Origin of the sequence: Nocardia sp. NBC_01388 (assembly GCF_045040085.1) — a bacterium.
Classification (GTDB): domain Bacteria; phylum Actinomycetota; class Actinomycetes; order Mycobacteriales; family Mycobacteriaceae; genus Nocardia.
Genome location: NZ_CP109553.1, coordinates 5,195,222 through 5,221,673 on the forward strand (window position 1 = coordinate 5,195,222; position 26,452 = coordinate 5,221,673).

A 26,452-nucleotide genomic window follows, 5' to 3' on the forward strand; every position below is an offset into this window, starting at 1 on the left:
CGGAGGGCGGGTGTCCGGAGGGCGGGTGTCCCCGGAGGCAGATGCACGCCTCATGACCCGCGCACGGCGTGTCACACCCCCCGGGGCATCCGCCCCAGGGGCGCGGCCGTCCCGGTTCTGGACTGAGCGGAGCGCGGAGGAGCGAAGCGGAGGGGCGCGGAGGGAGGGAAGAACCGGGACCAGGGGCCGCGCCCCCGCCGCAGCGAAGCGGAGGCAGAAGATCCAGCCCCGGCCGGAGCATCCGGGCGGCAACCGTTAACGTGCTTGTATGAGCGAGCAGCAGGTCGAGGCACTTCCCTCCCAGGAGCATCACGAGGGTGGGTTCCGGCCGATCGCGGAACTTGGCCGCGACAACACCAAGGGTGGGCCGCACTACGGCGAGTTCATCGAGCAGGTGCGCGGGCTGATGGACCGGGTGCGGCTGGCCGATCCGACCGATGAGATCGCGCTCGCGGCCATCGCGGAGCTGAAGGACCTCAATCAGCGGCTCGACGCGGTCATGGGTGATGAGTGGTCGGCGCCCAGCTGGCACCGCACCGACCTGCCCTCGCGCGGCAACATCACGCTGCCCCCGTATCTGGTGGACGAGGTCAGCCGCGACGGCGTGCACGCGCGAATCACCTTCCGCACCTTCCATCTCGGTGGCAATGGCGCGGCCCACGGCGGGCATGTGGCGCTTGGCTTCGACGATCTGCTGGGTATGACCGCGGCCGTGAACACGCGCGCGGTCACCCGTACCGCCTTCCTGCATGTCGACTACCGGTCCATCACGCCGCTGAACACCGAGCTGCAGTGGCACGGCTGGGTGGAGCGCGTGGAGGGCCGCAAGGTCTTCGTCCGCGCCACCCTGCACGACGGTGATCGGCTCTGCGCCGAGGCGCACGGCCTGTTCCTCATGCTGAAGCCGGGCCAGCAGTAGCAGGTCGCGACGTCGAGGCGGGGCCGCACCCGGTAAGTTCGACCGGGTGACCGGCCGCATCGCCATCGATGACACCGCCCCCGCGATACCCGGCGGCCGGCCGGCCAAGGCCGTCGTCGGTGAGGTGTTCCCGGTCCGGGCGGTGGTGTGGCGCGAAGGGCATGACGCCGTCGCGGCCACGCTCGTGGTGCGGGCGCCGGGATCGAGCCGGCCTCAGCGCATTCGCATGGCGCCCGAATATCAGCCCGATGTGTTCAATGCCACCTTCACCCCGGGCAAGCCCGGACGGTGGACCTACCGCATCGAGGGCTGGAGTGATCCGCTGGCGAGCTGGCGGGCCGCGGTGGAGGCGAAACTCGCGGTCGGGCAGAGCGCGATCGATCTGGCCAATGATCTGGAAATCGGTGCGCGACTGCTGGATCGGGCCGCGCAGCAGGTCCCCCGCAAGCAGTGGGAGACCCTGCGCGCCGCGGCCGCCGCACTGCGCAGTGACGCGCAATTGCCGACCCGGGTCGCGCCCGCCTTCAGCGGCGAGGTGAGCGAGATCCTGCGCGAAACCCCACTGCGCGAACTGATTACGCAGGGGCCGCAGTACGCCGTGCAGGTGGATCGGCAACGGTCGCTGTACGGCGCCTGGTACGAATTCTTTCCGCGTTCGACCGGCGGCTGGGATGCCGAGGGCAAGCCCGTGCACGGCACCTTCGCCACCGCCGCCGAGGATCTGCCGCGCATTGCCGCCATGGGATTCGATGTGGTGTACCTGCCGCCGATCCATCCGATCGGCAGGGTGAATCGCAAGGGGCCCAACAACTCTCTGACCGCCGGCCCCGAGGATGTGGGCTCGCCGTGGGCCATCGGTTCCGTCGACGGCGGGCACGATGCCATTCATCCGGCGCTCGGCACAACGGCGGACTTCACCGAATTCGTCGGGGCCGCACGGGAATTGGACCTGGAGGTGGCGATCGATCTGGCGCTGCAGTGCGCGCCCGACCACCCCTGGGTGGCCGCACATCCGGAATGGTTCACCACGCTGCCGGACGGCACCATCGCCTTCGCCGAGAACCCGCCCAAGAAGTACCAGGACATCTATCCGGTCAACTTCGACAATGATCCGGACGGGCTGTACGCCGAGGTGCTGCGAGTCGTGCGGCACTGGATCGGGTTGGGCGTCACCCTATTCCGTGTCGACAACCCGCATACCAAGCCCGCCGACTTCTGGGAGTGGCTGATCGCGCAGGTGCACCGGAAGCATCCGGACATCATCTTCCTGTCCGAGGCGTTCACCCGGCCCGCACGGCTGTACGGCCTGGCCCGCCGTGGCTTCACGCAGTCGTACACCTACTTCACCTGGCGCACGCACAAGCACGAGATCGCCGAGTTCGGCCTGGAATTGGCGGCCAAGGCCGATGAGGCCCGGCCCAATTTGTTCGTGAATACGCCGGACATCCTGCACGAGAGCCTGCAGCACGGCGGGCCCGGCATGTTCGCCATTCGCGCCGTACTGGCGGCGACGCTCGGCCCGACCTGGGGCGTGTACTCCGGATTCGAGCTCTACGAACATCAGGCCGTGCAGCCCGGCAGCGAGGAGTACCTGAACTCCGAGAAGTACGAGCTGCGCCCGCGGCACTTCACCGCGGCCGCCGCGCGCGGAGAATCGCTGGAGCCGTTGATCACCCGGCTCAACGAGATCCGGCGCGCGCATCCGGCGCTGCAGCAGCTGCGCTGCATCCACTTCCACCACACCGACAGCGAATCACTGCTGGCATTCTCGAAATTCGACCCCACCACCGGTGATGCGGTGCTGATCGTGGTGAACCTCAACCCCTTCGGCCCCGAACAGGGTCACGTCTCGCTGGATCTGCCCGCCATCGGCCGTGAATGGCATGAGCAGCCGGTGGTGTTCGACGAGATCAGCGGCGAGGAATACCACTGGGGTCAGAGCAATTACGTGCGACTGGACCCCGCGCGCGCGGTCGCACACATACTCGCGCTGCCGCCGGTGCCCGCCGCCGCGCGCGCCGAACTCTCCTATCGAAGATCCTTCTGATGCACCGGCGCGATCTGCTGCTGCTCGCCGCGGGCACGCACCCCGATCCGCACACCGTGCTCGGTGCGCACCCGCATCCGGACGGCACCATCCTCCGGGTGCTGCGCCCGCATGCCGAAACGGTGCTCGCGCGCATCGGCGAGCTCGATCAGCCCCTGGAACATATCGGACACGGGGTTTTCGAAGGCGTGGCGCCGCTGCACGAGCTCTGGGACTACCGGATCGTCACCTCGTATCCGGGCGGGCGCACCGTCATCGATGCCGACGGCTACCGATTCCTGCCCACGCTCGGGGAGCTCGATCTGCACCTGCTCGGGGAGGGCCGCCACGAGCGACTGTGGGACGTCCTCGGTGCGCATCCACGGCGCTATCCGACCCTCGACGGGGAGGTGACCGGCACCTCGTTCGCGGTGTGGGCGCCGAATGCCCGGGGCGTGGCCGTCATCGGCGATTTCGACGGGTGGAGCGGCAATACCGCGCCCATGCGCCGGCTCGGCGGGTCCGGGGTGTGGGAGGTGTTCCTGCCGGGCATCGGCGCGGGGAGCAAGTACAAGTACCGGGTGCACGGAGCGGACGGGCGCACCGTGGATCACGCCGATCCCTTCGCCTTCGCGACCGAATTACCGCCTGCCACCGCATCTGTCGTGACCGAGAGCCACTACGGGTGGGGCGACGAGCAGTGGCTGCGCGCCCGCGACACCGATGATCCGACCCGCAAGCCCATGAGCATCTACGAGGTGCACCTGGGTTCCTGGCGGCCCGGACTCGGCTATCGCGAACTGGCGCAGCAGCTCGCCGAATATGTTGCGGCCCAGGGGTTCACGCATATCGAGCTGCTGCCGATCGCCGAACACCCCTTCGGCGGGTCCTGGGGGTATCAGGTCACCTCGTATTACGCGCCCACCGCGCGGTTCGGCACTCCCGACGACTTCCGCTGGTTCACCGATCATCTGCACCGCAAGGGCATCGGCGTCCTGCTCGACTGGGTGCCCGCGCACTTCCCGCGGGACGAATGGGCGCTCGCGCGTTTCGACGGCACCGCCCTCTACGAGCACGCCGACCCGCGCCGCGGCGAGCAACTCGACTGGGGCACCTACGTTTTCGACTTCGGACGGCACGAGGTCCGGAACTTCCTGGTCGCCAATGCCCGGTACTGGATCGAGGAATTCCATATCGACGGGCTGCGGGTCGACGCCGTGGCCTCCATGCTCTACCTCGACTATTCGCGCCCCGACTGGGAGCCGAATATCCACGGCGGCCGCGAGAATCTGGAGGCGGTGGCATTCCTGCAGGAAATGAATGCCACTGTGCACAAACATCATCCGGGCGTGGTCACCATTGCCGAGGAGTCCACCACCTGGCCGGGCGTCACCCGCCCCACCGAGGTCGGCGGACTCGGCTTCACCATGAAATGGAATATGGGGTGGATGCACGACACCCTCGGCTATCTGCAGCACGATCCGGTGCACCGCACCTGGCACCACAATGAGATCACCTTCTCGCTCACCTACGCCTGGAGCGAGAACTATGTGCTGCCCATCAGCCATGACGAGGTCGTGCACGGCAAGGGCACGCTGTGGACGCGCATGCCGGGCGACGACTTCACCAAGGCCAGCGGGGTGCGGGCGCTGCTGTCCTATATGTGGGCGCATCCGGGCAAGCAGCTGCTGTTCATGGGACAGGAATTCGGGCAGTTCCGCGAATGGAACCACGATCGCGGGCTGGACTGGCACGAGCTGGAAAACCCACTGCACCAAGGCATTCACACACTGGTCCGCGATCTCAACACGCTCTATCGCGCGACGCCGGCACTGTGGAGCCAGGACACCTCGCCCGGCGGCTACTCCTGGCTCGACGCCGACGACCGGGACAATAATGTGCTGTCTTTCCTGCGCTACGGCGCGGACGGCGCGATGCTGGCCTGCGTCTACAACTTCTCCGGCGCCGAACACCGCGACTACCGCGTCGGGCTGCCGGCCGCCGGACAGTGGCTGGAGGTGCTCAATACCGATGCAATCGCCTACGGAGGCAATGGAATAGGCAATCTGGGCGCGGTCGCCGCGACCGCCGAACCGTGGCACGGCCGCCCGGCCTCCGCGCTGGTCACGCTGCCCTCGAGCAGCGCGCTGTGGCTGGTCCCCGCGGACAAGCCCGCCGAATCAGTTCGGCCAGTGCGGCGAGCGGCCCAGGAGCGCGAGCACCTGATCGAGCCCTGAGCCCTCGAACGGCACGATCGGGGCGAACGGCGAATTCGGCGCGAGTCGGATATCCCCGTCCGGAACCCCTTGCGCCACTACGAGAGCCGCCGCCAGCACGTCCTCGTCGAACTCGACCGGCACATCCAGCGCACGGGCGACATCCCAGGAGTGCACGACGTAGTCGACGAAGTGGAAGCTGATCGACAGCGGCGCTGGCAGTACAGTGCCGTCCCGCACCTCCGGGAGCGGAAAGCCCTGCTCCAGCACCCCGTCGGCGGCGAAAGCGTCCAGCACCTGCTCCCCCGCGGCACGATACTCGGCGATCGGATCATCACCCAGGGGCTGCGGCTTCCACAGCGCGATATCGTCCTCGCCGCGCGCTGCGGCAGCGAAGCCGTAATGCTGAACGATCATGTGCTCCAGCAGGTCCCGCAGCGCCCAGCCGGCGCAGGGGGTCGGGGCGTCCAGGTCCGCGGCCGTCAGCCGGGACACCACGTCGATGCTGGTGCGCACCGCGCGTGCGTCGAGGGACACGAGTTCGGGTCCCGCTGCGAGAAGTTCGGTGTATGTTGGTGAGATCATACGCACAAGCTTACTAATTTTATATCGGTTCCGCCAGGTGCGTTCGTTACAGATATTCGGGCCCCCAATGCCTCGGCCCCGAACACTTCCGTCTGCCGAAAGTTGTTGCGCTGTAGTCGACTCGAGGGGCGGCCGCATCGCATACATATCTCTGTGAATAGGAATGGATCTGCATGAAGAAGCTCGGTATCGCCCTGTTCGTCAGCGCCGCCGTCGCCGGTGTCATCGGCGCCGGAGCGGGTCTGGCCACCGCTGACGACCACGTCTCCGCGCAGCCCGTCGTCGCGGTCGGCGAGCCGGATCCGTCCGGCACCGGCACCGGCTCGTCCTCGGCCCTCACCGATCTGGTCAAGCTGCTGACCAGCGGTAGCGCGGGCGCCACCGCCCCCGCGAAGTAGCGCACCGGTTCCCCGCACTCCGACTGCGGGGAGCCTGCGCTATTCGAAAACGACTGCGCCCCTTCCGCCTTGGGCGGAAGGGGCGCAGTTGCCGGTGGATATGTGCGGTCAGTACAGAGCGGCGGCCAGCTTGCGGCGCGCGGCCATCACGATCGGCTCGGCCGGATCGAAGAGTTCGAAAAGCTCCAGCAGATGGGTGCGGACCCGGGTGCGGTCATCGCCCGCGGTGCGCTTGACCTGGCCGATGAGGCGGTCGAACGCGGCCTGCGGCTCCTGATTGAACATTTCCAGATCGGCGGCCGCGAGGGCGGCGTCCAGATCGCTCGGATCGGCGTCCGCCTTGGCAATGCCCGCCGGATCGAGATTCTGGACCCGGGAGATGAACTGGACCTGGCGCAGCGCGGCCTTGGCCTCGCCATTGGCCGGCTCGGCATTCAGAATCGCCTTGTACGCGGCCTCGGCGGTGTCGAAATCGCCGCGCTCCAACGCCTCTTCGGCCGCCACGAAACGCGGATCCTCAGGCACCTCGGGCTCGCCTTCGCCCTCACCGACACCCGGAAGCTTCCCGCGCACCGCGTCCAGGACCGCCGCCAGCCACTGCCTGACCTGCGCCTCGGGCTGATTGCCGGTGAAATCGGCGAGCGGCTGACCGGCCGCGACCGCGATCACCGTCGGAATGCCCTGCACGCCGAAGGCCTGCGCGATACGCATATTCGCCTCGGCCTCGATGGTGGCCAGCTCCCAGTCGTCGGACTCGCCGACCAACTGCTCCAGCAGGCTCACCAATTCGATACTGCCCGGGCTGCGCTGCGAATACAGCGCCACCACCACCGGTACCTCGGTGGAGCGGCGCAGCACTTTGGCCTCGAAATCGGCCTCGGAGACAGCATGGCCGCCTGCGGGCGCGTCGGTCACCGGCGGCTGCTTCAGGCTGGACAGGTCCACCGCGCCGGACATTGCGGCAGCGGCGGCAGAGGGGCGTCGTGCGGGTCGAGTCACGACATCCAGTCTGTCACGAACGGGCCGCGGCGGGTGCCGCAGCCTCACTCAATTCGCCGAGTTGACCGGTGCGGATGGCCCACCGCTCGAAGAAGTAGCTGGAGAACGGAACCACCGCGGACAGCAGTGCCAGACCGGTCGTCTTGCCCGCCCACTCGAACTCACGCGAGGCGAGCAGGCAGTGAATGGCGTACAGGATGAACACGATGCCGTGCAGCATGCCGAAAACCATCACGGGCCAGGTGATCGGCTCCGGCAGGCGCTTCAGGACCGAACCGGTCAGCAGCAGGACCCAGGTGAAGGCTTCCAGAATGCCGAGGAATCGAACCCGCTTCGCGAGGGTGCTCAGATCGAAGATATCCACGGCACCCATTGTGCAGGATGACTACGACGCTGCGTCGTGGAGCTGGTCACATGCGCCCTTCGGGCGCGAGGAGGTGTTTGCGGGGGCATCCCCCGCAAACCCCCGATTTCACAGGGGTGCGGAGGGATCCCGCGAAAGGGGTGCGGGGGAAGCCCCGGCGACAGACGCGGTGCGGCGACACCTCCCGACGAGGTGTGCGTGGGGAAGCGAAGCCCCACACACTCCTGCGCGATCGGCGGCGGATGCCTACGGGACGCGGATGATCAGGGCGTCGCCCTGGCCGCCGCCGCCGCAGAGGGCGGCCGCGCCGATGCCGCCGCCGCGGCGCTTCAGTTCCAGGGCCAGGTGCAGGACGATGCGGGCGCCGGACATGCCGAGGGGGTGGCCGATGGCGATGGCGCCGCCATTGACATTGACCTTCTCCGGGTCCAGGCCGAGCTTGCGGGTGGAGGCGACACCGACGGCGGCGAAGGCCTCGTTGATTTCGACGAGGTCCAGGTCGGTCGGCGAAATGCCTTCGCGCGCACAGGCCTTCGCGATGGCGTTGGCGGGCTGGTCCTGCAGGGTGGAGTCCGGGCCGGCGACCACACCGGCGGCGCCGATCTCGGCGATCCAGGACAGACCCAGCGACTCGGCCTTCTCCTTGCTCATCACGACCACCGCGGCCGCACCGTCGGAGATGGGCGAGGCGGAACCGGCGGTGATGGTGCCGTCCTTGCGGAAGGCGGGGCGCAGTGTGCTCAGCGATTCCACGGTGGTGTCGGCGCGAATGCCCTCATCGGTGGCGAACCGGATCGGATCGCCCTTGCGCTGCGGGATGGCGACCGGCACCACCTCGTCGTCGAAGAGGCCGTTCTTCCACGCGGCGGCGGCACGCTGATGCGAAGCGGCCGCGAAGGCGTCCTGCTCTGCCCGGGTGACGGTTTCGGTGTCGTTCTGCTGCTCGGTGAGCAGGCCCATGGCCTGATCGGTGAAAACGTCGTGCAGGCCGTCGTAGGCCATATGGTCGCGCAGGGTGACGTCGCCGTATTTGAAGCCCTCGCGGCTCTTCTCCAGCATGTGCGGCGCGCGGGTCATGGATTCCTGGCCGCCGGCCACCACGATCTCGTACTCGCCGGCGCGAATCAGCTGATCCGCCAAGGCGATCGCGTTGATGCCGGACAGGCACACCTTGTTGACGGTCAGCGCCGGGACATTCATCGGAATTCCGGCGGCCGCGGCGGCCTGCCGGGCCGGGATCTGACCGGCGCCCGCGGTCAGCACCTGGCCCATGATCACGTAATCGACCTGCTCAGGGGCGACCCCACCCTTCTCCAGGGCGGCCTTGATGGCGATACCGCCGAGATCGGAGCCGCTGAAGTCCTTCAGCGAACCGAGCAGCTTCCCCATCGGGGTGCGCGCGCCGGAGACGATGACGGTGGTGGTCACGATGTGCCTCGCTTACGTCGGATGTCGTGGCTCCGCCAACCATCGGAGCCCTACTCAAAGGTAACCCGACCGACCCGGGCGGCCTTCCCCAGGTGCGCGCTACCGTTCGAGGTGTGAGTAGCACCGAGAACACCGAATTCCTCCCCGCCGAATACGTCACCGCCGTCGATCACGTCGGCATCGCGGTGCCGGATCTCGATACGGCTGTCGCCTGGTATCGGGACAATCTCGGGATGGTGGAGACACATCGCGAGATCAATGCCGCCCAGGGTGTGCACGAGGCGATGCTGTCCTACGCGGCCGCACCGGCAGGATCCGTTGCCCTGCAGTTGCTGGCACCGCTCAACGAGGACTCCACCATCGCCAAGTTCATCGACCGAAACGGTCCTGGCCTGCAGCAGCTCGCCTACCGAGTCACCGATATCGAGGCTGTCTCCACGTATCTGCGTTCACGGGGCTTGCGTTTGCTGTACGAGACTCCGCGCCCTGGCACAGCCGATTCCCGCATCAACTTCATCCACCCGAAGGATGCTGGCGGTGTGCTGGTCGAACTCGTCGAACCGGCAGCGAAAACTACCCACTAGTACCGAGATCAGCGACCCTAAAGACGCTGTAACAACATTCGCGGTCGGGTCACCATCAGTGGTCGACAGGCTGTAGTTTGTGTGCCATGTCGTCCACTGAGCCCGATCGTAATCGCTTCGTTGCACTGCCCTTTACCGTCGTGCGGAAGGGCTATGACCGTGACGAGGTGCGTAACTACTTCGACCGTTTCGACGCCGAGCTAAGGGTCACCGCAACCGACCGCGATGCCGCCGCCGCTCAGGCCCGCAACCTGGCGGCCCAGCTGGAGGACGCCCGCGACGAGATCGACGAGCTCCGTAAGGAGGTCGACCGCCTCTCGGTGCCGCCGACCACCGCGGAAGGCATGTCGGACCGTATCTCTCGCATGCTGCGCCTGGCTTCCGACGAGGCCTCCGAGGTGCGCGCGCAGGCCCAGGCCGAGGCCGCCGAGATGATCTCCATCGCCGAGCAGCAGGCGACCGAGATGCGCGGTAAGTACGAATCGCTCCTCTCCGAGACCAAGGAGAAGCGCGAGGCGCTCGAGATCGAGTTCGAGCAGACCCTCGCCAACGCCCGCTCCGAAGCCAACAAGATCGTCGAGGCCGCCAACGCCGAAGCCGATCGCCTCACCAAGGAGTCCGAGGCCAAGCGCAAGGCCGCGCAGCAGGACTTCGAGGTCACCATGGCCGAGCGCCGCACCAAGCTCACCCGCGCCATGGAGGAGCTGGAGGCCACCTCGCGCGCCGAGGCCGCCCAGCGCATCAAGGACGCCACGGACGAGGCCAACCGCCTCATCTCCTCGGCGACCAACACCGCCGATCGGAAGATCGCGCACGCCAAGGAACTTGCCGAGGAGATGCGCGTCCTGCGTGGTCGTGTCCTCGCGCAGCTGCTCGGTATTCGCGGCCAGCTCGACTCCGTCCCGGCCATGCTCGCCGCCGTCAACCGCGAAAGCGAACTCCTCGACGGCGCCCCCGAGCAGCGCTCGCTGAACAAGGGCAGCCGCAAGGCCATCTCCGACTCCCGTGAAGACGACGTCGTCGACGAAGAGCGCGAGAACGCCGACATCTCCGGCTAATACCCATACCGGGCGACACCCGTAAACCCGAAGGCCGCTCCCGACTGGGGGCGGCCTTCCTAATGCCCTCATCGGCCCGCACACCGCCGGAAACGTTGTCCACGTACCGAATCCGGGTCCGGACCGCTCTCCGGCCGTCAGGACCAGCGGCGGGTGATGCCCCGGGTGTGGCGGCCCTTCCAGCAGCCGGTGTGCCAGTGCCGGCGGTCGTCCTCGCCGCCGTAGGCGGGCCACGCGACGATATGGGCTACGCCGGGCGGGATTTCGTGGTCGCAGCCCGGGCAGCGGTAGGTCTTGGTGGCCCGATTGCCGGGGATGGTGCGGACCACATAGGTTTCGTCGCCGGCGGGACCGTCCTCGGTGCGGCCGAAGACATCACCCAGCGGACGCCGGTCCCCGTGGGACCGCGCCTGGGAATCCTTGGGGCGGGGTTTCCGGCGGGGCATGCTTCAACCCTAGAACAGCCGGAATTCGTCGCTCTCGGTGCCGCGTAGCGCGTTGTAGTCCAGTGTCAGACACCGGATCCCACGGTCGTTGGCGAGTGTCTTGGCCTGCGGCTTGATCTGCTGGGCCGCGAAGACGCCGGCGACCGGGGCGAGCAGCGGATCGCGGTTCAGCAGTTCCAGATACCGGGTCAACTGCTCGACGCCGTCGATATCACCGCGGCGCTTGATCTCCACCGCGACCGTCGAACCGTCGGCATCGCGGCAGAGGATGTCCACCGGGCCGATCGCGGTCATGTACTCGCGGCGGATGAGCGAGTATCCGGCGCCGAGGGTGTGGATGTGCTCGGCCAGCAACTCCTGCAGATGCGCTTCGACGCCGTCTTTGATGAGGCCCGGATCCACGCCGAGGTCATGCTTGGAATCGAGCTCGATATCCTCGACGGTGATGCGCAGCTCTTCGCCGGCCTTATTGGTCACCACCCAAAGCTGCTGCGCCGCATCCGTTTCCGAGACGCGCTCCGCCATCCAGCAGGGCGGGCTCATCCAGTTCAGCGGTTTGTAGGAACCGCCGTCGGAGTGCACGAGCACCGAGCCGTCCGCCTTCATCAGGAGCAGGCGGCGAGCCATGGGGAGGTGGGCGGTCAGACGGCCAACGTAATCGACCTGGCATCGAGCAATCACAAGGCGCACCCAAGCACTCTAGGGGACGGCCCGGGTCACGCCGACATGAAGGTGCCCGCAAGCAAACCCGCGCAGGACAGCAGGACCAGGTCCAGCGCCGTCGGCCGGTGCCGCATCGACACACCGCGATTGATCATCACCACACCGATCGCCAGACCGATGCAGTACGACACCAGATGGCCCACATTCGTGAAGGTCTCGCCACCGACCACTCCTTCCACCGCGATCGCCAGCCACACCGTGGCCCACACGACCTGGAACTTCTCCGGGACAAGCGCGACCAGCGAGCCGAACAGCGCCATGGCGCCGTAGCTGATGCCGACATCCTCCGCGAAATCGACGCTCGCCGGCAGCCAGTGCTGTGCCACCGTGACCCAAAGACCAACGGCCACCACCAAAGTCGCGCCGATATGGCCGGTCAGGAAGATGCGCACGGTATGCAGTGCGCCCAGGCGCAATTCCACCAGTGCCAGCAGGCAGGCGAACAGCGGGACGCTCGTCAACGCCGAATCCGTATCGCCTATGACGAAGGCGCTGGAGAACAGCGTTCCCACATGGCCGTTCAGCAGATTGTGCAGATTGGTACTGGACTGTGCGATCACCCGCTCCGCATCGGACTCGTTGTCCGCGGCCAGCACCATGGTGATGACAACAAGCAGAAAGACATATCCAACAGTCACCGGCAGCCAGCGGCGCCGACGCAGAACACTGATCACCGGGGTGAACCCGGCCGATGCCCGTCCGGCCATAAAAATCTCGACCATGAGCATCTCCCTCATTGCGAAACCACGGCTTACGCTCCGCGGCTTCCATCTTCGGGGCTAATGGTCCCAGCGCTGTGTTCTGGTTTCGTTAAATCGCTGTGAGCTGCAGCGAACAGTAGAGATCAACCGACAAGCACGACATAGCCGAGCACCGAGGCAGCGACGAGCAAACCCGCCTCCCACCCGTGCAGGCGGCGCAGCTCGGATCGGCCCGAACGCACCAACCAGTATCCGGCCGCCAGACCGATCGACACCGCCACCAGGTGGCCGACATTCGTGAAAGTCCGGCCCATGATGACGCCGGTCACCGCGACCATCAGCCAGACGATCGCCCACGTGGGCACCCAGCGCGCCGGCACCACGGCGATGAAGGATCCGATCAAGGCGATGGCGCCGTAACTGACACCGACATCAGCGACCTGCGTGATATCGAAGGGCAGCCAGTTCGCCGAGACCGCCACCCACAGCCCGGCGGCCACCAGCAGCGTCGCACCGATATGGCCGGCGAAGAAGATCCACAGCAGCCGGACCGCGCCGAAACGCTTCTCGGCGAGCACGAGCAGACAGACCAGTAGCGGGATGATGACCACCGCGGCATTCCAGCCGTCGCCGATCACCAGCGCACTGGACAGCAGCGTCCCGAACCGGCCGCGCCACAGATTGTGCAGATTCGTACTGGCATGCAGCACAACCCGGTTCTGCGTCGCCTCACTGAGTACGGAGAGCATGATCGTCACCGAAACCAGTACGGCCGCATAACTGTAAGTCACCGGCAGGAACAGGCGACGCCAGCGCGAACGCGGCAGCTCGACCGAATCGAGCGACAGCTCAGCGTCCGGAGCGGACATCACCACCATGCGTCTACCTTCCTTACGACTCCACTCCATGATCCACGGAACCACTCTGCGCTGCCTAGCAGTTGCTCGAGAAGATTCTGTGAACGGGACCGGATAAACGCCGAATGCCCCGAAACAGGCAGCCCAAACAGGCGGATACGACAAAACCCCCGCAGCGAATGCTGCAGGGGTGCAACGAAAAAGACCCCCAGCCAGTGGCTGGGGGTCTTCTCGAATGATGTTCCGGCGGTGTCCTACTCTCCCACACCCTGTCGAGTGCAGTACCATCGGCGCAGGTGGCCTTAGCTTCCGGGTTCGGAATGGGACCGGGCGTTTCCCCACCGCTATAGCCGCCGTAACTCTATGAAACTGTCACATTCCATGTGCCAGAAGAGGATTCGAGGGCCTTGCCCTCGAACACCCATAAGAGTGATCGAGGCAAAAACCTCGGATATCCGCCTCCGGGGGTTCAGGGATTCGACCCCCTGAAACACCGTCACACAGAATTGTGTGTTGTTTCAGATACCGCACAGTGGACGCGTAGCTTCTTTGTTGGTAAGTCCTCGGCCTATTAGTACAGGTCACCTGCACCCGTTACCGGGCTTCCAGTTCCTGCCTATCAACCCAATGGTCTGTTGGGGGCCTTAACCCCTTAAAGGGGTGAGAAACCTCATCTTGGAACAGGCTTCCCGCTTAGATGCTTTCAGCGGTTATCCCTTCCGAACGTAGCAAACCAGCCGTGCCCTTGGCAGGACAACTGGCACACCAGAGGTTCGTCCGTCCCGGTCCTCTCGTACTAGGGACAGCCTTCCTCAAGTTTCTGACGCGCGCGGCGGATAGAGACCGAACTGTCTCACGACGTTCTAAACCCAGCTCGCGTGCCGCTTTAATGGGCGAACAGCCCAACCCTTGGGACCTACTCCAGCCCCAGGATGCGACGAGCCGACATCGAGGTGCCAAACCATCCCGTCGATATGGACTCTTGGGGAAGATCAGCCTGTTATCCCCGGGGTACCTTTTATCCGTTGAGCGACACCGCTTCCACTTGCCGGTGCCGGATCACTAGTCCCGACTTTCGTCCCTGCTCGACCTGTCGGTCTCACAGTCAAGCTCCCTTGTGCACTTGCACTCGACACCTGATTGCCAACCAGGCTGAGGGAACCTTTGGGCGCCTCCGTTACATTTTGGGAGGCAACCGCCCCAGTTAAACTACCCACCAGGCACTGTCCCTGAACCAGATCATGGTCCGAGGTTAGAAGTCCAATACGATCAGAGTGGTATTTCAACGATGACTCCACGAACACTGGCGTGCCCGCTTCACAGTCTCCCACCTATCCTACACAAACCGTACCGAACACCAATACCAAGCTATAGTGAAGGTCCCGGGGTCTTTTCGTCCTGCCGCGCGTAACGAGCATCTTTACTCGTAATGCAATTTCGCCGAGTCTGTGGTTGAGACAGCTGAGAAGTCGTTACGCCATTCGTGCAGGTCGGAACTTACCCGACAAGGAATTTCGCTACCTTAGGATGGTTATAGTTACCACCGCCGTTTACCGGGGCTTAAATTCTCAGCTTCGCCCCAAAGGGCTAACCGGTCCTCTTAACCTTCCGGCACCGGGCAGGCGTCAGTCCGTATACATCGTCTTACGACTTCGCACGGACCTGTGTTTTTAGTAAACAGTCGCTTCTCACTGGTCTCTGCGACCTCACCCAGCTCCCGGAGCAAGTCCGTTCACCAGACAAGGCCCTCCTTCTCCCGAAGTTACGGAGGTATTTTGCCGAGTTCCTTAACCACAGTTATCTCGATCGCCTTAGTATTCTCTACCTGACCACCTGTGTCGGTTTGGGGTACGGGCCATGTACCAGCTCGCTAGAGGCTTTTCTCGGCAGCATAGGATCACTGAATTCGCCTCAATCGGCTACGCATCACCTCTCAGGCTACATGTTGTGCGGATTTGCCTACACAACGCCCTACAGGCTTACACCCGGACAACCATTACCGGGCCCAGCTACCTTCCTGCGTCACCCCATCGCTTGACTACTACCAGCAGGGTCCTGTGCAGCCGTTCCCCCTCTCGCCCGAAGGCTCGATAAGGAAACTTTTGGACAGTTAGCACACTAGATTCGCCATTGGGCGCGGATACACGGGTACGGGAATATCAACCCGTTGTCCATCGACTACGCCTGTCGGCCTCGCCTTAGGTCCCGACTCACCCTGGGCGGATTAACCTGGCCCAGGAACCCTTGGTCATTCGGCGGACGAGTTTCTCACTCGTCTTTCGCTACTCATGCCTGCATTCTCACTCCCATAGCCTCCACGACTGGATCACTCCGCCGCTTCCCTGGCTACAGGACGCTCCCCTACCCATCCACACTCCTGGCCCGAAGGCGGGATAATGTGTGAATGCCGCGGCTTCGGCGGTGTACTTGAGCCCCGCTACATTGTCGGCGCAGGATCACTTGACCAGTGAGCTATTACGCACTCTTTCAAGGGTGGCTGCTTCTAAGCCAACCTCCTGGTTGTCTTCGCGACCCCACATCCTTTTCCACTTAGTACACGCTTAGGGGCCTTAGCCGGCGATCTGGGCTGTTTCCCTCTCGACTACGAAGCTTATCCCCCGCAGTCTCACTGCCACGCTCTCACACACCGGCATTCGGAGTTTGGCTGACTTCGGTAAGCTTGTGGGCCCCCTAGGCCATCCAGTAGCTCTACCTCCGGTGTGAAACACGTGACGCTGCACCTAAATGCATTTCGGGGAGAACCAGCTATCACGGAGTTTGATTGGCCTTTCACCCCTACCCACAACTCATCCCCTCAGTTTTCAACCTAAGTGGGTTCGGGCCTCCACGACGTCTTACCGTCGCTTCACCCTGGCCATGGGTAGATCACTCCGCTTCGGGTCCATAGTGTGCGACTACAGGGCGCCCTATTCGGACTCGCTTTCGCTACGGCTACCCCACACGGGTTAACCTCGCCACACACCGATGACTCGCAGGCTCATTCTTCAAAAGGCACGCCATCACCCCACAACACCGAAGTGCGAAGGCTCTGACGGATTGTAAGCGCACGGTTTCAGGTACTATTTCACTCCCCTCCCGGGGTACTTTTCACCTTTCCCTCACGGTACTAGTCCGCTATCGGTCACCAGGTAGTATTCAGGCTTATCGGGTGGTCCCGACAGATTCACAGCAGATTTCACGGGCCCGCTGCTACTCGGGTGTCTCTCACACAAGCCGTTGAGTTTTCGCTTACCGGACTCTCACCGTCTATGGTTGGCCGTCCCAGACCAATTCAGCTAACACAACGGTTTCTGACTTGTGCTCAGATCGGCAGACCTGAGAAGAGAGATCCCACAACCCCAAGAACGCAACGCCTGCCGGCTATCACACGCTCCTGGTTTAGCCTCTTCCGCTTTCGCTCGCCACTACTCACGGAATCACTGTTGTTTTCTCTTCCTGTGGGTACTGAGATGTTTCACTTCCCCACGTTCCCTCCACACGCCCTATATATTCAGGCGCGGGTAACACGACATCACTCGTGCTGGGTTTCCCCATTCGGACATCCTCGGATCTCAGCTCGGTTGACAGCTCCCCGAGGCTTATCGCAGCCTCCTACGTCCTTCATCGGCTCCTGGTGCCAAGGCATCCACCGTACGCTCTTACACACTTACTAACAAAGATGCTCGCGTCCACTGTGCAGTTCTCAAACAACACACCCGCATCGGAACCGGTCCCTGGATCAGCAGAGTAAAAACCCTGAGATATCGAGGAGATCCGAGCGGATCGTTATCTTGCCTGGAAAGAAAGACTCGCGTCTATTCTTTCAGGACCCAACAGTGTGCCGATATATCTTCTCTGACCAGCCACTGAGGGCCAGCACTGTAGAGAAGAGGAAGTCAGTGTTCCACCCATGAGCGTCCGCCGGACTACATGTGAGTCCGAAACGGTCTCTGCCACTATCGAATCCGACTATTCGGACCGACCGTGGAGATGTGCTCCTTAGAAAGGAGGTGATCCAGCCGCACCTTCCGGTACGGCTACCTTGTTACGACTTCGTCCCAATCGCCAATCCCACCTTCGACGGCTCCCTCCACAAGGGTTAGGCCACCGGCTTCGGGTGTTACCGACTTTCATGACGTGACGGGCGGTGTGTACAAGGCCCGGGAACGTATTCACCGCAGCGTTGCTGATCTGCGATTACTAGCGACTCCAACTTCACGGGGTCGAGTTGCAGACCCCGATCCGAACTGAGACCGGCTTTAAGGGATTCGCTCCACCTCGCGGTATCGCAGCCCTCTGTACCGGCCATTGTAGCATGTGTGAAGCCCTGGACATAAGGGGCATGATGACTTGACGTCGTCCCCACCTTCCTCCGAGTTGACCCCGGCAGTCTCTCACGAGTCCCCGCCATTACGCGCTGGCAACATAAGATAAGGGTTGCGCTCGTTGCGGGACTTAACCCAACATCTCACGACACGAGCTGACGACAGCCATGCACCACCTGTACACCGACCACAAGGGGGGCCATATCTCTACAGCTTTCCGGTGTATGTCAAACCCAGGTAAGGTTCTTCGCGTTGCATCGAATTAATCCACATGCTCCGCCGCTTGTGCGGGCCCCCGTCAATTCCTTTGAGTTTTAGCCTTGCGGCCGTACTCCCCAGGCGGGGTACTTAATGCGTTAGCTACGGCACGGATCCCGTGGAAGGAAACCCACACCTAGTACCCACCGTTTACGGCATGGACTACCAGGGTATCTAATCCTGTTTGCTACCCATGCTTTCGCTTCTCAGCGTCAGTTACTTCCCAGAGACCCGCCTTCGCCACCGGTGTTCCTCCTGATATCTGCGCATTTCACCGCTACACCAGGAATTCCAGTCTCCCCTGAAGTACTCTAGTCTGCCCGTATCCCCTGCAAGCTTAAGGTTGAGCCCCAAGTTTTCACAGAAGACGTGACAGACCGCCTACAAGCTCTTTACGCCCAGTAATTCCGGACAACGCTCGCACCCTACGTATTACCGCGGCTGCTGGCACGTAGTTGGCCGGTGCTTCTTCTACAGGTACCGTCACTTGCGCTTCGTCCCTGTCAAAAGGGGTTTACAACCCGAAGGCCGTCATCCCCCACGCGGCGTCGCTGCATCAGGCTTTCGCCCATTGTGCAATATTCCCCACTGCTGCCTCCCGTAGGAGTCTGGGCCGTGTCTCAGTCCCAGTGTGGCCGGTCACCCTCTCAGGTCGGCTACCCGTCGTCGCCTTGGTGGGCCGTTACCCCACCAACAAGCTGATAGGCCGCGGGCCCATCTCGCACCGATAAATCTTTCCACCCTCGAACATGCATCCGAAAGTCATATCCGGTATTAGACCCAGTTTCCCAGGCTTATCCCAGAGTGCGAGGCAGATCACCCACGTGTTACTCACCCGTTCGCCGCTCGTGTACCCCGAAGGGCCTTACCGCTCGACTTGCATGTGTTAAGCACGCCGCTAGCGTTCGTCCTGAGCCAGGATCAAACTCTCCGTTGAAGACTCTCAACCAACCCCGAAGGGTCAATCAGAAGAATTAACCAGAGTCCGAAAACCATGGCAAAACAAAACGCCAGCAAAAAGTATTTGCTGACTAAATGTCCGACCTCTCAACCGGGGGGTATGAGAAGCCGGAACCAATTAAATAATTGGCACTGACATTCATCGACACACTATTGAGTTCTCAAAGAACACACGCACGCAGAATCTCTCGGGCTCTTTGTCCCGATTGATCTCTGTGGCTGCTTTCAAAGCTTAGCCCGCCCATCACAGCAGAACCAAATCCGCTGATCAGGAGAACCGTGTGAGCATCAGGCGCTCACCGTCCAACCTCGTGTCCCTGACCTTTCGGCCCGGGTCGGTGTCCGTGTCGCTCTGACTCGAATAAAGTTACGTGTTGGTCATTCGCATGTCAAATCGCCTGTTCAGGAGCGTTTTTCGTGAATGCCGGCTCGAGTTCACCCTGTGTTGGCTGCGGACTCACCCCCGTCAACCATCATCGTGAACCGTCAATCGGAGCCGACGCGCTCGATCTCGGCTCCGAGCGAGCGCAGGTTTTCCACGAATTCCGGGTAACCCCGGTCGATGTGGAAGACATCGTGTACTTCCGTCACCCCGTCCGCGACCAGACCCGCGAGCACCAGACCGGCGCCGGCGCGGATGTCCGAGGACCAGACCGGCGCACTCGACAGTCGCGGAATGCCGCGCACCACAGCGTGATGCCCGTCGGTGCGGGCATCGGAACCCAGGCGGATCATCTCTTCCACAAAGCGGAAGCGCGCTTCGAAGATGTTCTCGGTGATCATCGAGGTGCCGTCCGCGATCGCGGCCAGGCCGATGGCCATGGGCTGCAGGTCGGTCGGGAAACCCGGGAACGGCAGCGTCGAGAAGTTCACCGCACGCGGTCTCTCCGACTGCACGACGCGGAAACCGTCCGGTTCGAACGAGATTCGCGCGCCGGCGGAGCGCAGCTTGTCCAGCACCAGCGAAAGGTGTTTGGGGTTGATACCCGTGACCCGCACATCACCCTGGGTCATGGCGGCGGCGATACCCCAGGTGGCGGCGACGATGCGATCACCGATCACGCGATGCGTGGTGGGCGAGAGCTTGTCCACGCCGTCGATGGTCAGCACCGAGGTGCCCGCACCGGAGATGATCGCGCCCATGCGCGCCAGCATGGTGCAGAGATCGACGATCTCCGGTTCCCGCGCGGCATTGTCGATGACCGTCTCACCCTCGGCGAGCACGGCAGCCATCAGGATGTTCTCGGTCGCGCCCACCGACGGGAAGTCCAGCCGAATCCGCGCGCCCTGCAGCTGATCGGCGCGGGCCACCAGGCAGCCGTGCTCGATCTCGCTGGTCGCGCCGAGCAGCCGTAGTCCCTGCTGATGCATATCGAGCGGCCGCGAACCAATGGCATCGCCGCCGGGCAGCGCCACCACCGCGCGCTTGCAGCGCGCCATCAGCGGACCGAGCACGCACACCGAGGCGCGGAACTGGGTGACCGCCGGAAAGTCCGCGTGGTACTTGGGTTCCGCCGGCGTCACGATCGTCACCGTCCCGGTGTCCACCGTGACATCGCAGCCGAGACCCCGCAGCACCTCCGCCATCAACGGCACATCCAGGATGTCCGGGCAGTTGGTGATGGTGGTCGTACCCTCGGCCAGCAGCGCGGCGGCCATCAGCTTGAGGACGCTGTTCTTCGCGCCGCCTACCGCGACCTCACCGACGAGCCTGCTGCCCCCGGTCACCAGAAACCGTTCACTCACGGGGGTCAGCCTAGTGGTCCGCACCCTCGCTCGTGGCCTCTCCGCCCGGGCGCCAAAGGATGTCGCCGTCGGGGTTGGCGACCCGGCCGAGGATGAACAGCAGGTCGGAGAGTCGGTTCAGGTATTTCGCCGGCAGCGCGCTGGTGTCCTCGGGATGCGCGTCGACGGCGGCCCACGCCGAACGCTCGGCGCGTCGCGCCACGGTGCGCGCCGTGTGCAAGAGCGCGGCGAGCGGTGTGCCGCCCGGCAGAATGAACGAATTCAACGGCGCCAGAGGCTCATTGAACTCATCGCACCACTTCTCCAGGCGATCGATATACGACTGCGTGATCCGCAGCGGCGCGTACTTCGGTTCCGCGACAACGGGGGTCGACAGATCCGCGCCCGCGTCGAAGAGGTCGTTCTGGATGGCGCGCAGCACGCGCAGGATGCGCTCATCGGGCGCACCGAGCGCGATCGCGACACCGAGCGCCGCATTGGCCTCGTCACAGTCGGCGTACGCGATCAGTCGCGGATCGGTCTTCGACACCCGCGAAAAATCGCTGAGCCCCGTAGTCCCGTCATCGCCGGTGCGGGTATAAATCCTCGTCAAATGAACGCTCACTGTTCCGCCTCTCCGCACCTTTTGCCGTCCGCTCAGGCGCCACGCTAGTACCGCTGCGGACTAACAGCCGCACGGTGGCTGGGTTCGCCCGAACCCGACGAGTTACCCCGACCGTACGAAATCAGTAGTCGCGCGAGCAAAATCACCGCCGGCGGCGGATGCGCTCCGACGGGCGCGATTCCACCCAGGAGAGGAAGGCGGCCAGGGCGCCGCGGTCGAGCGCCAGCTCATAGCTGCCCTCGCCGTCGGAGACATTGATGATGGCCTCGTCGTTCATGATGTCGAACTCATCGCCCTCGGGCGCACGGCGACCGCTGGCCACCTCTATGCCGAGACGGCTGATCGTGCAGTCCGGACCCAGCTTGAGGCTGGAGAGTTTGTAGAAGACGAGGTTGTCCTCGCCGTAGCGGATCAGGCCGTGCCGCCAGCCCGCGCCGTGCCCGCGCACCGGCAGCGTGCGCAACAGTGCCGCGGTACCACCGCGGCGCAGCATGACGAGGCGATATGTCGAGGCCAGAGCCAAACCGACAAGCAACAGCACCAGAATGATCAGCACCACCATTCCGGTTCGCAATGCTGCTCCATCCCTTCACATCAGCCTCGGGTGTCTTTCACGAATCGGCCAGCGGCCGGACCCCGTGTTCGGTCGATACTAGCGACCGCGAGAACGCGGGGTCCGGCCATCCACCTAATGTGACGTATGCCCTGTTCAGCCCATGGTGAAGGGGTCACCCCAGAGGGCCAGGTTGCTGATGAAGGTCGTGGTGTCGATTTCGGCGAGGACGAAGGAGCGAGCCTGTGCGTACCCGCCGCAACCGTTGATCGCGAAGGTCTCGTCGATCCAGGTGACGCTGGCATGCGGGCCGAGGGTCTTGTTGTAGCGCTTATGCGATTCCTGGCCGTAGTCGTCGGGCTTCTCCAGGTCCAGCATCAACTGCGCGACCGCTTGACCGGGCGCCAGCGTGATGCCGCCGCCGAGCCCCTCCGCGGGCGCTTGCGGAGTAATACCCGAATTGCCCACCGTCGCAGACTCACTCGCGTTACCGCTCTCGGCGAACGAGGAGATGTCCACCTGACAGCCCACGACATAGCCGGGCGAAATCTTGATCGTCGCGGTCGCGGCGCTCGGGCCGTCGAGGTCCACGCTCCCCCGCCCGGTCACCCACACATTGCGGTGCAGCGGTGTGTCCCCCATCGACGGGTTGATCTTCGCCGATTCCCCGTCGATGCGGATCGTGACGACGGTCCCGTCCGGCAGTGTCCGTGAGATCACGCCGCCGGGCAGCGGAATGAACGTGTCCGCCGACGCCGTCGCCGGTGCGTGGATACCGGATATCGCCAGCGCCGCCAGCGCCGCCCCGAAAAGCCTTCCGCCCCGCAACTTCCCATTCGTGCCGAACATGCGATCCCTTCGCGTCGGAGTCCTGCAAAAGTCCTGTCGAGACGTCAGCCGAGACTGAACGGCTGGCCGTAGAGCGTGACCTTGGCGTAGTCCGCACCGATGATCTCGACCACCGAGAACTGGCGGGCCTGCGCATATCCGCCGCAGCCCTGGATATCCATCGGAATGTCCTGGTACTGCATCTGATAGGTGTCGCTCTTGATCAACTCGAGGTAGTTGATCAGCACCCACTTCACCTGACCGGGCGACAGCGGAAAACTGAATCCGCCGGACAAACTCGGTGTCGCACTGATCGTGAACGACGAGTTGGCGCTCAACGCGCCGAGCGACACCTGACATCCCACGACGTACCCCACCGTGAGATTGGACGTGTTGTGCGTACTCGAGTCGTTCGAACCGGGAAAGTTCTGCGGGCCGTTGTTCGGGCCGACGACTCCGTCCGGCGTCACCACCTCGGCGGTCACAGTGCCGCTGAGCCAGGCCGAGCGGCCCGCACCGTTCGAGGCCAGCGATGGCGAAATGATCGCTCGCTCACCGACACTCGTGATCTTCACCCCCGGCCCCTCGATATGCCCGTCCGGCAGCGGGACGATGGTGTCGGCCATTGCCGCACCCGGTGAAAAGAATCCGAGGCCCACCACGACTGCCACCGCGGCGACCATCCATCTGCTTATCCGAAGCCCGTTCATTCACCCCTCGCTCATCGTGGCGAGGCCACACCCGCTCATACCCGGGCGAGACCGCGCTGCGCCAACTCATTGAGGTAAAGCTGAAAGTGCTGAAATAGCCGAGACATTGCGGAATGGTTCAGATCACATCCGCAGCCGGTGTGAGTATAAACGAAAAGAGCGGCGGCCCTGGGATATTTCCCAGAGCCGCCGCTCATTTGCCGAATGAAAACTCAGGCCTCGGCAGCCTTTTGCAGTGCACGAACCTGACCCTCGGCGATGGCCCGCGCGGCCGGGTCCGCATCGACATCGGCGAGCACGGCCTTGGCGGCCGCCTCGTCGATATCGCCTGCGAACTCGGCGGATTCGGCGAGCACGCGCACCGAAGTGGCGGTGACCGAGAAGAATCCGCCGTGCACGGCCGCGACAATGCGCTCGTCGTTGTCGGACACGATGGTCACCGTGCCGCCCTCGACCAGCTGGCCGAGCAGCGGTTCGTGGCCGGCCAGGATGCCGATCTCACCCTCCGTGGTCTGCGCGGAGACGAAACTCGCCCGCCCCGACCACAGCGATCGCTCGACAGCGACCAGATCAACTGACATCGTGTTTGAATCGGACACAGTTGCCATGGGTGACTACTTCCCGGCGATCTTCTTCGCAGCGGCCTCGACGTCGTCCAGGCCACCGCAAGAGTTGAACGCCTGCTCGGGCAGGTGATCGAACTCGCCCTTGCAGACGCGGTCGAAGTCGTCGATGGTCTGCTCCAGCGGAACGACCGAACCTTCCTGGCCGGTGAACTTCTCGGCGACGATGAAGTTCTGGCCCAGGAACTTCTCCAGACGACGGGCACGGCCCACGAGGACCTTGTCGCCTTCGGAGAGCTCGTCCATACCGAGGATGGCGATGATGTCCTGCAGTTCCTTGTACTTCTGCAGGATCCGCTTGACCTCGTTGGCCACGAAGAAGTGCCGATCGCCGACGATCGACGCCTCGAGAATACGAGAGGTCGAGGTCAGCGGGTCGACGGCCGGGTAGATGCCCTTCTGCGAGATCGGGCGCGAAAGCTCGGTCGTCGCATCCAGGTGGGCGAAGGTGGTCGCCGGCGCCGGGTCGGTGTAGTCGTCGGCGGGGACGTAGATCGCCTGCATCGAGGTGATCGAACGGCCACGGGTCGAGGTGATCCGCTCCTGGAGCTGACCCATCTCGTCCGCCAGGGTCGGCTGGTAACCGACGGCAGAAGGCATGCGGCCCAACAGGGTCGAGACCTCGGAACCGGCCTGGGTGAACCGGAAGATGTTGTCGATGAAGAGCAACACGTCCTGGTTCTGCACATCGCGGAAGTACTCCGCCATGGTCAGGGCCGACAGGGCGACGCGCATACGCGTGCCGGGCGGCTCATCCATCTGGCCGAAGACGAGGGCGGTGTCCTGAAGGACGCCCATCTCTTCCATTTCCAGGTGAAGGTCGGTGCCCTCACGGGTACGCTCACCGACGCCCGCGAACACCGAGGTGCCTGAGAACTCGCGCGCGATACGGGTGATCATCTCCTGGATAAGCACGGTCTTGCCGACGCCGGCGCCACCGAACAGGCCGATCTTTCCACCCTTGACGTACGGGGTGAGCAGGTCGATGACCTTGACGCCCGTTTCCAGGATCTCGGTCTTACCCTCGAGCTGGTCGAAGGCGGGCGGCTGGCGGTGGATGCCCCACTGCTCGCCGTCGCGGCCGAGGCCCGGGGTGTCCAGGCAATCGCCGAGAGCGTTGAACACGTGGCCCTTGACGACATCACCGACGGGAACCGAGATCGGCTTGCCCGTATCGGTGACGGTGACGCCACGGACCAGGCCGTCGGTCGGCTGCATCGAAATGGTGCGCACGATGCCGTCGCCCAGGTGCTGCGCGACCTCGAGGGTCAGGGTCTTCGCGACGGACGGGAGGGTGATCTCCACGTTCAGCGCGTTGTAAAGCTCGGGGATGGACCCGCGCGGGAACTCGACGTCCACGACGGGGCCGATCACGCGGGAGACGCGGCCAGTGCCGGCGCCGACCCGTGTTTCATTGGTGACAGCTGCGGTCATTGCTTCTCTTCCTACGGCTCTAGTCGCGGTCCGAGTTCGCCGCGAGCGCGTTTGCGCCGCCGACGATTTCCGTGATTTCCTGCGTGATTCCGGCCTGGCGCAACGAGTTCGCGGTACGGGTCAGTGAATTCACCAAGTCCGTCGCGTTATCGGTGGCCGCCTTCATCGCGGTGCGGCGCGCAGCCGACTCCGATGCCGCTGCATCGAGCAGCGACGAATAAATCCGGGTGTTGATGTACTTCGGCAGCAGCGCGCCCAGCAGGACATCTGCATCCGGCTCGAACTCGTACTGTGCGACCGGATCCGAATTGCCATCCGTGAAGCTGTCTTCGCCCAGCTCGTAGTTCTCGTCCACGAAGCTCACCTGGATGGGCGCCAACCGGCGCACCTCCGGGACCTGCGACAGCATCGACACGAAACGCGTGTAGACGATGTGCAGTTCGTCGACGCCGGCCATGGTGCCCGCCCCGTTGGGGGCCGGCACCTCGCCGTCGGCGCCCGCCATGAACGCCTCGACCAGGTGGTTGCACGCGGACGACGCGTCCACGTAATTGGGCGACTGGGAGAACCCGGTCCACGAACCGTTCACCTCGCGGCGACGGAAGGTGTAGAAGGTCAGCCCCTTCGCGCCCATCACGTACAGAACGGGCTCTTTGCCCTCGGAGCGCAGCAGGGTCAGCAACTCTTCGGTGCGCTTGAGCACATTGGAGTTGTAACCACCGCACATACCGCGGTCACTGGTGATGACCAGTACCGCGGCACGACGTGCGTTCTGCCGCTCGGTGAGCAGCGGATGCGTGAGATTGCCACTGGCGCTTGCCAATTCGGCGAGCACCTTGGTGATCTCCTCCGCGTACGGCTTGGCAGCCGCGACCCGGGCCTGCGCCTTGCTGATTCGCGAGGTCGCGATCAGTTCCTGCGCCTTGGTGATCTTCTTGATCGAACTCACACTTCGAATGCGGGAGCGCAATTCGCGCACGCTTGGCATTAGCGGTTCACACTCCCTTCATTCTCTTCCCGATTAGCGGCGTGCACGGGCACTACGTGGTTACGCAGGCTGCCGCCTCCGTGCCCTGAGTGCACGCCGCGAAAGTCAGACAGTCGCAT

Annotated in this window: 22 protein-coding genes and 3 rRNA genes; 6 read left to right on the plus strand and 19 right to left on the minus strand. The window is 64.0% G+C overall.

Features of this window, described 5'->3' with window-relative positions; genetic code table 11:
- Window positions 1-268 precede the first annotated feature (268 nt).
- Genes OG716_RS25520 through glgB form a run of 3 tightly spaced genes read left to right on the plus strand, consistent with a single transcriptional unit; the run spans window position 269 to window position 5,182 of the window.
- Entirely contained in the window at window positions 269-919 is a 651-nt protein-coding gene (locus OG716_RS25520) for a PaaI family thioesterase (protein ID WP_405133264.1), read from the plus strand.
- 46 nt (window positions 920-965) lie between these two features.
- The gene (locus OG716_RS25525) at window positions 966-2,966 is read left to right on the plus strand and encodes an alpha-1,4-glucan--maltose-1-phosphate maltosyltransferase (protein ID WP_405133265.1); all 2,001 of its coding nucleotides are present in this window, start codon (window positions 966-968) and stop codon (window positions 2,964-2,966) included.
- Window positions 2,966-5,182: a 1,4-alpha-glucan branching protein GlgB gene (gene glgB, locus OG716_RS25530; RefSeq protein WP_405133266.1), complete on the plus strand. Its 2,217-nt coding sequence runs from the start codon at window positions 2,966-2,968 to the stop codon at window positions 5,180-5,182. Before OG716_RS25525 ends, glgB begins: the two co-directional genes overlap by 1 nt.
- Here the strand turns inward: glgB and OG716_RS25535 are convergent.
- Window positions 5,126-5,746, minus strand: a complete 621-nt coding sequence (locus OG716_RS25535; protein WP_405133267.1) for a TIGR03086 family metal-binding protein — start codon at window positions 5,744-5,746, stop codon at window positions 5,126-5,128. The two genes, glgB and OG716_RS25535, sit on opposite strands and share 57 nt — an antisense overlap.
- Before the next feature lie 173 nt (window positions 5,747-5,919).
- Between OG716_RS25535 and OG716_RS25540 the strand changes: the two genes are divergently transcribed.
- Window positions 5,920-6,144 carry a hypothetical protein gene (locus tag OG716_RS25540; RefSeq protein WP_405133268.1) on the plus strand — a complete coding sequence of 75 codons (225 nt, stop codon included), beginning with the start codon at window positions 5,920-5,922 and terminating at the stop codon, window positions 6,142-6,144.
- Between the two features lie 108 nt (window positions 6,145-6,252).
- On the opposite strand, the gene OG716_RS25545 is transcribed toward OG716_RS25540, so the two are convergent.
- The 3 genes from OG716_RS25545 to OG716_RS25555 form a co-directional block, all read right to left on the minus strand.
- Complete coding sequence (locus OG716_RS25545; protein WP_405139902.1) at window positions 6,253-7,101, minus strand: tetratricopeptide repeat protein; 849 nt, start codon at window positions 7,099-7,101, stop codon at window positions 6,253-6,255.
- 55 nt (window positions 7,102-7,156) lie between these two features.
- The gene (locus tag OG716_RS25550) at window positions 7,157-7,516 is read right to left on the minus strand and encodes a DUF3817 domain-containing protein (RefSeq protein WP_327144026.1); all 360 of its coding nucleotides are present in this window, start codon (window positions 7,514-7,516) and stop codon (window positions 7,157-7,159) included.
- 237 nt (window positions 7,517-7,753) lie between these two features.
- Window positions 7,754-8,935, minus strand: a complete 1,182-nt coding sequence (locus OG716_RS25555; protein ID WP_405133269.1) for an acetyl-CoA C-acetyltransferase — start codon at window positions 8,933-8,935, stop codon at window positions 7,754-7,756.
- A gap of 113 nt (window positions 8,936-9,048) precedes the next feature.
- On the opposite strand from OG716_RS25555, the gene mce reads away from it, so the two are divergent.
- Both mce and OG716_RS25565 read left to right on the plus strand, forming a co-directional pair.
- Complete coding sequence (gene mce / locus OG716_RS25560; protein ID WP_405133270.1) at window positions 9,049-9,519, plus strand: methylmalonyl-CoA epimerase; 471 nt, start codon at window positions 9,049-9,051, stop codon at window positions 9,517-9,519.
- An 86-nt stretch (window positions 9,520-9,605) separates the two neighbouring features.
- Window positions 9,606-10,577, plus strand: a complete 972-nt coding sequence (locus tag OG716_RS25565) for a hypothetical protein (protein WP_355131396.1) — start codon at window positions 9,606-9,608, stop codon at window positions 10,575-10,577.
- A gap of 137 nt (window positions 10,578-10,714) precedes the next feature.
- On the opposite strand, the gene OG716_RS25570 is transcribed toward OG716_RS25565, so the two are convergent.
- From OG716_RS25570 to OG716_RS25640, 15 genes are all read right to left on the minus strand, one after another.
- The gene (locus OG716_RS25570; RefSeq protein WP_355131394.1) at window positions 10,715-11,023 is read right to left on the minus strand and encodes an ATP/GTP-binding protein; all 309 of its coding nucleotides are present in this window, start codon (window positions 11,021-11,023) and stop codon (window positions 10,715-10,717) included.
- A gap of 9 nt (window positions 11,024-11,032) precedes the next feature.
- A complete protein-coding gene (gene nucS / locus OG716_RS25575; protein ID WP_405133271.1) occupies window positions 11,033-11,713 on the minus strand; it encodes an endonuclease NucS in 681 nt (226 codons plus the stop codon).
- Window positions 11,714-11,739: 26 nt separating this feature from the next.
- The gene (locus OG716_RS25580) at window positions 11,740-12,468 is read right to left on the minus strand and encodes a rhomboid-like protein (protein ID WP_405133272.1); all 729 of its coding nucleotides are present in this window, start codon (window positions 12,466-12,468) and stop codon (window positions 11,740-11,742) included.
- Window positions 12,469-12,590: 122 nt separating this feature from the next.
- Window positions 12,591-13,325, minus strand: coding sequence for a rhomboid-like protein (locus tag OG716_RS25585; protein WP_405133273.1), 735 nt, complete (start codon window positions 13,323-13,325; stop codon window positions 12,591-12,593).
- Between the two features lie 220 nt (window positions 13,326-13,545).
- Window positions 13,546-13,662: ribosomal RNA gene (rrf, locus tag OG716_RS25590) — 5S ribosomal RNA — on the minus strand.
- A 193-nt stretch (window positions 13,663-13,855) separates the two neighbouring features.
- Window positions 13,856-16,977, minus strand: a 23S ribosomal RNA gene (locus OG716_RS25595).
- A 330-nt stretch (window positions 16,978-17,307) separates the two neighbouring features.
- Window positions 17,308-18,824 (minus strand): 16S ribosomal RNA (locus OG716_RS25600).
- Together the 16S, 23S and 5S rRNA genes form the textbook arrangement of a ribosomal RNA operon.
- A gap of 509 nt (window positions 18,825-19,333) precedes the next feature.
- Entirely contained in the window at window positions 19,334-20,593 is a 1,260-nt protein-coding gene (gene murA, locus OG716_RS25605; RefSeq protein WP_327144018.1) for a UDP-N-acetylglucosamine 1-carboxyvinyltransferase, read from the minus strand.
- Between the two features lie 10 nt (window positions 20,594-20,603).
- Window positions 20,604-21,197: a cob(I)yrinic acid a,c-diamide adenosyltransferase gene (locus OG716_RS25610; RefSeq protein ID WP_405133274.1), complete on the minus strand. Its 594-nt coding sequence runs from the start codon at window positions 21,195-21,197 to the stop codon at window positions 20,604-20,606.
- A gap of 142 nt (window positions 21,198-21,339) precedes the next feature.
- Window positions 21,340-21,771: a DUF2550 domain-containing protein gene (locus tag OG716_RS25615; RefSeq protein WP_297618543.1), complete on the minus strand. Its 432-nt coding sequence runs from the start codon at window positions 21,769-21,771 to the stop codon at window positions 21,340-21,342.
- Window positions 21,772-21,906: 135 nt separating this feature from the next.
- Window positions 21,907-22,599, minus strand: coding sequence for an MspA family porin (locus OG716_RS25620; protein WP_405133275.1), 693 nt, complete (start codon window positions 22,597-22,599; stop codon window positions 21,907-21,909).
- A 44-nt stretch (window positions 22,600-22,643) separates the two neighbouring features.
- On the minus strand, window positions 22,644-23,249 hold the full coding sequence (locus OG716_RS25625; RefSeq protein WP_405133276.1) for an MspA family porin: 606 nt from the start codon (window positions 23,247-23,249) through the stop codon (window positions 22,644-22,646).
- A gap of 251 nt (window positions 23,250-23,500) precedes the next feature.
- Window positions 23,501-23,869: a F0F1 ATP synthase subunit epsilon gene (locus OG716_RS25630; RefSeq protein WP_405133277.1), complete on the minus strand. Its 369-nt coding sequence runs from the start codon at window positions 23,867-23,869 to the stop codon at window positions 23,501-23,503.
- 33 nt (window positions 23,870-23,902) lie between these two features.
- Window positions 23,903-25,345, minus strand: a complete 1,443-nt coding sequence (gene atpD, locus OG716_RS25635; RefSeq protein ID WP_327144012.1) for a F0F1 ATP synthase subunit beta — start codon at window positions 25,343-25,345, stop codon at window positions 23,903-23,905.
- 19 nt (window positions 25,346-25,364) lie between these two features.
- On the minus strand, window positions 25,365-26,333 hold the full coding sequence (locus OG716_RS25640; protein ID WP_405133278.1) for a F0F1 ATP synthase subunit gamma: 969 nt from the start codon (window positions 26,331-26,333) through the stop codon (window positions 25,365-25,367).
- Window positions 26,334-26,452: the final 119 nt, after the last annotated feature.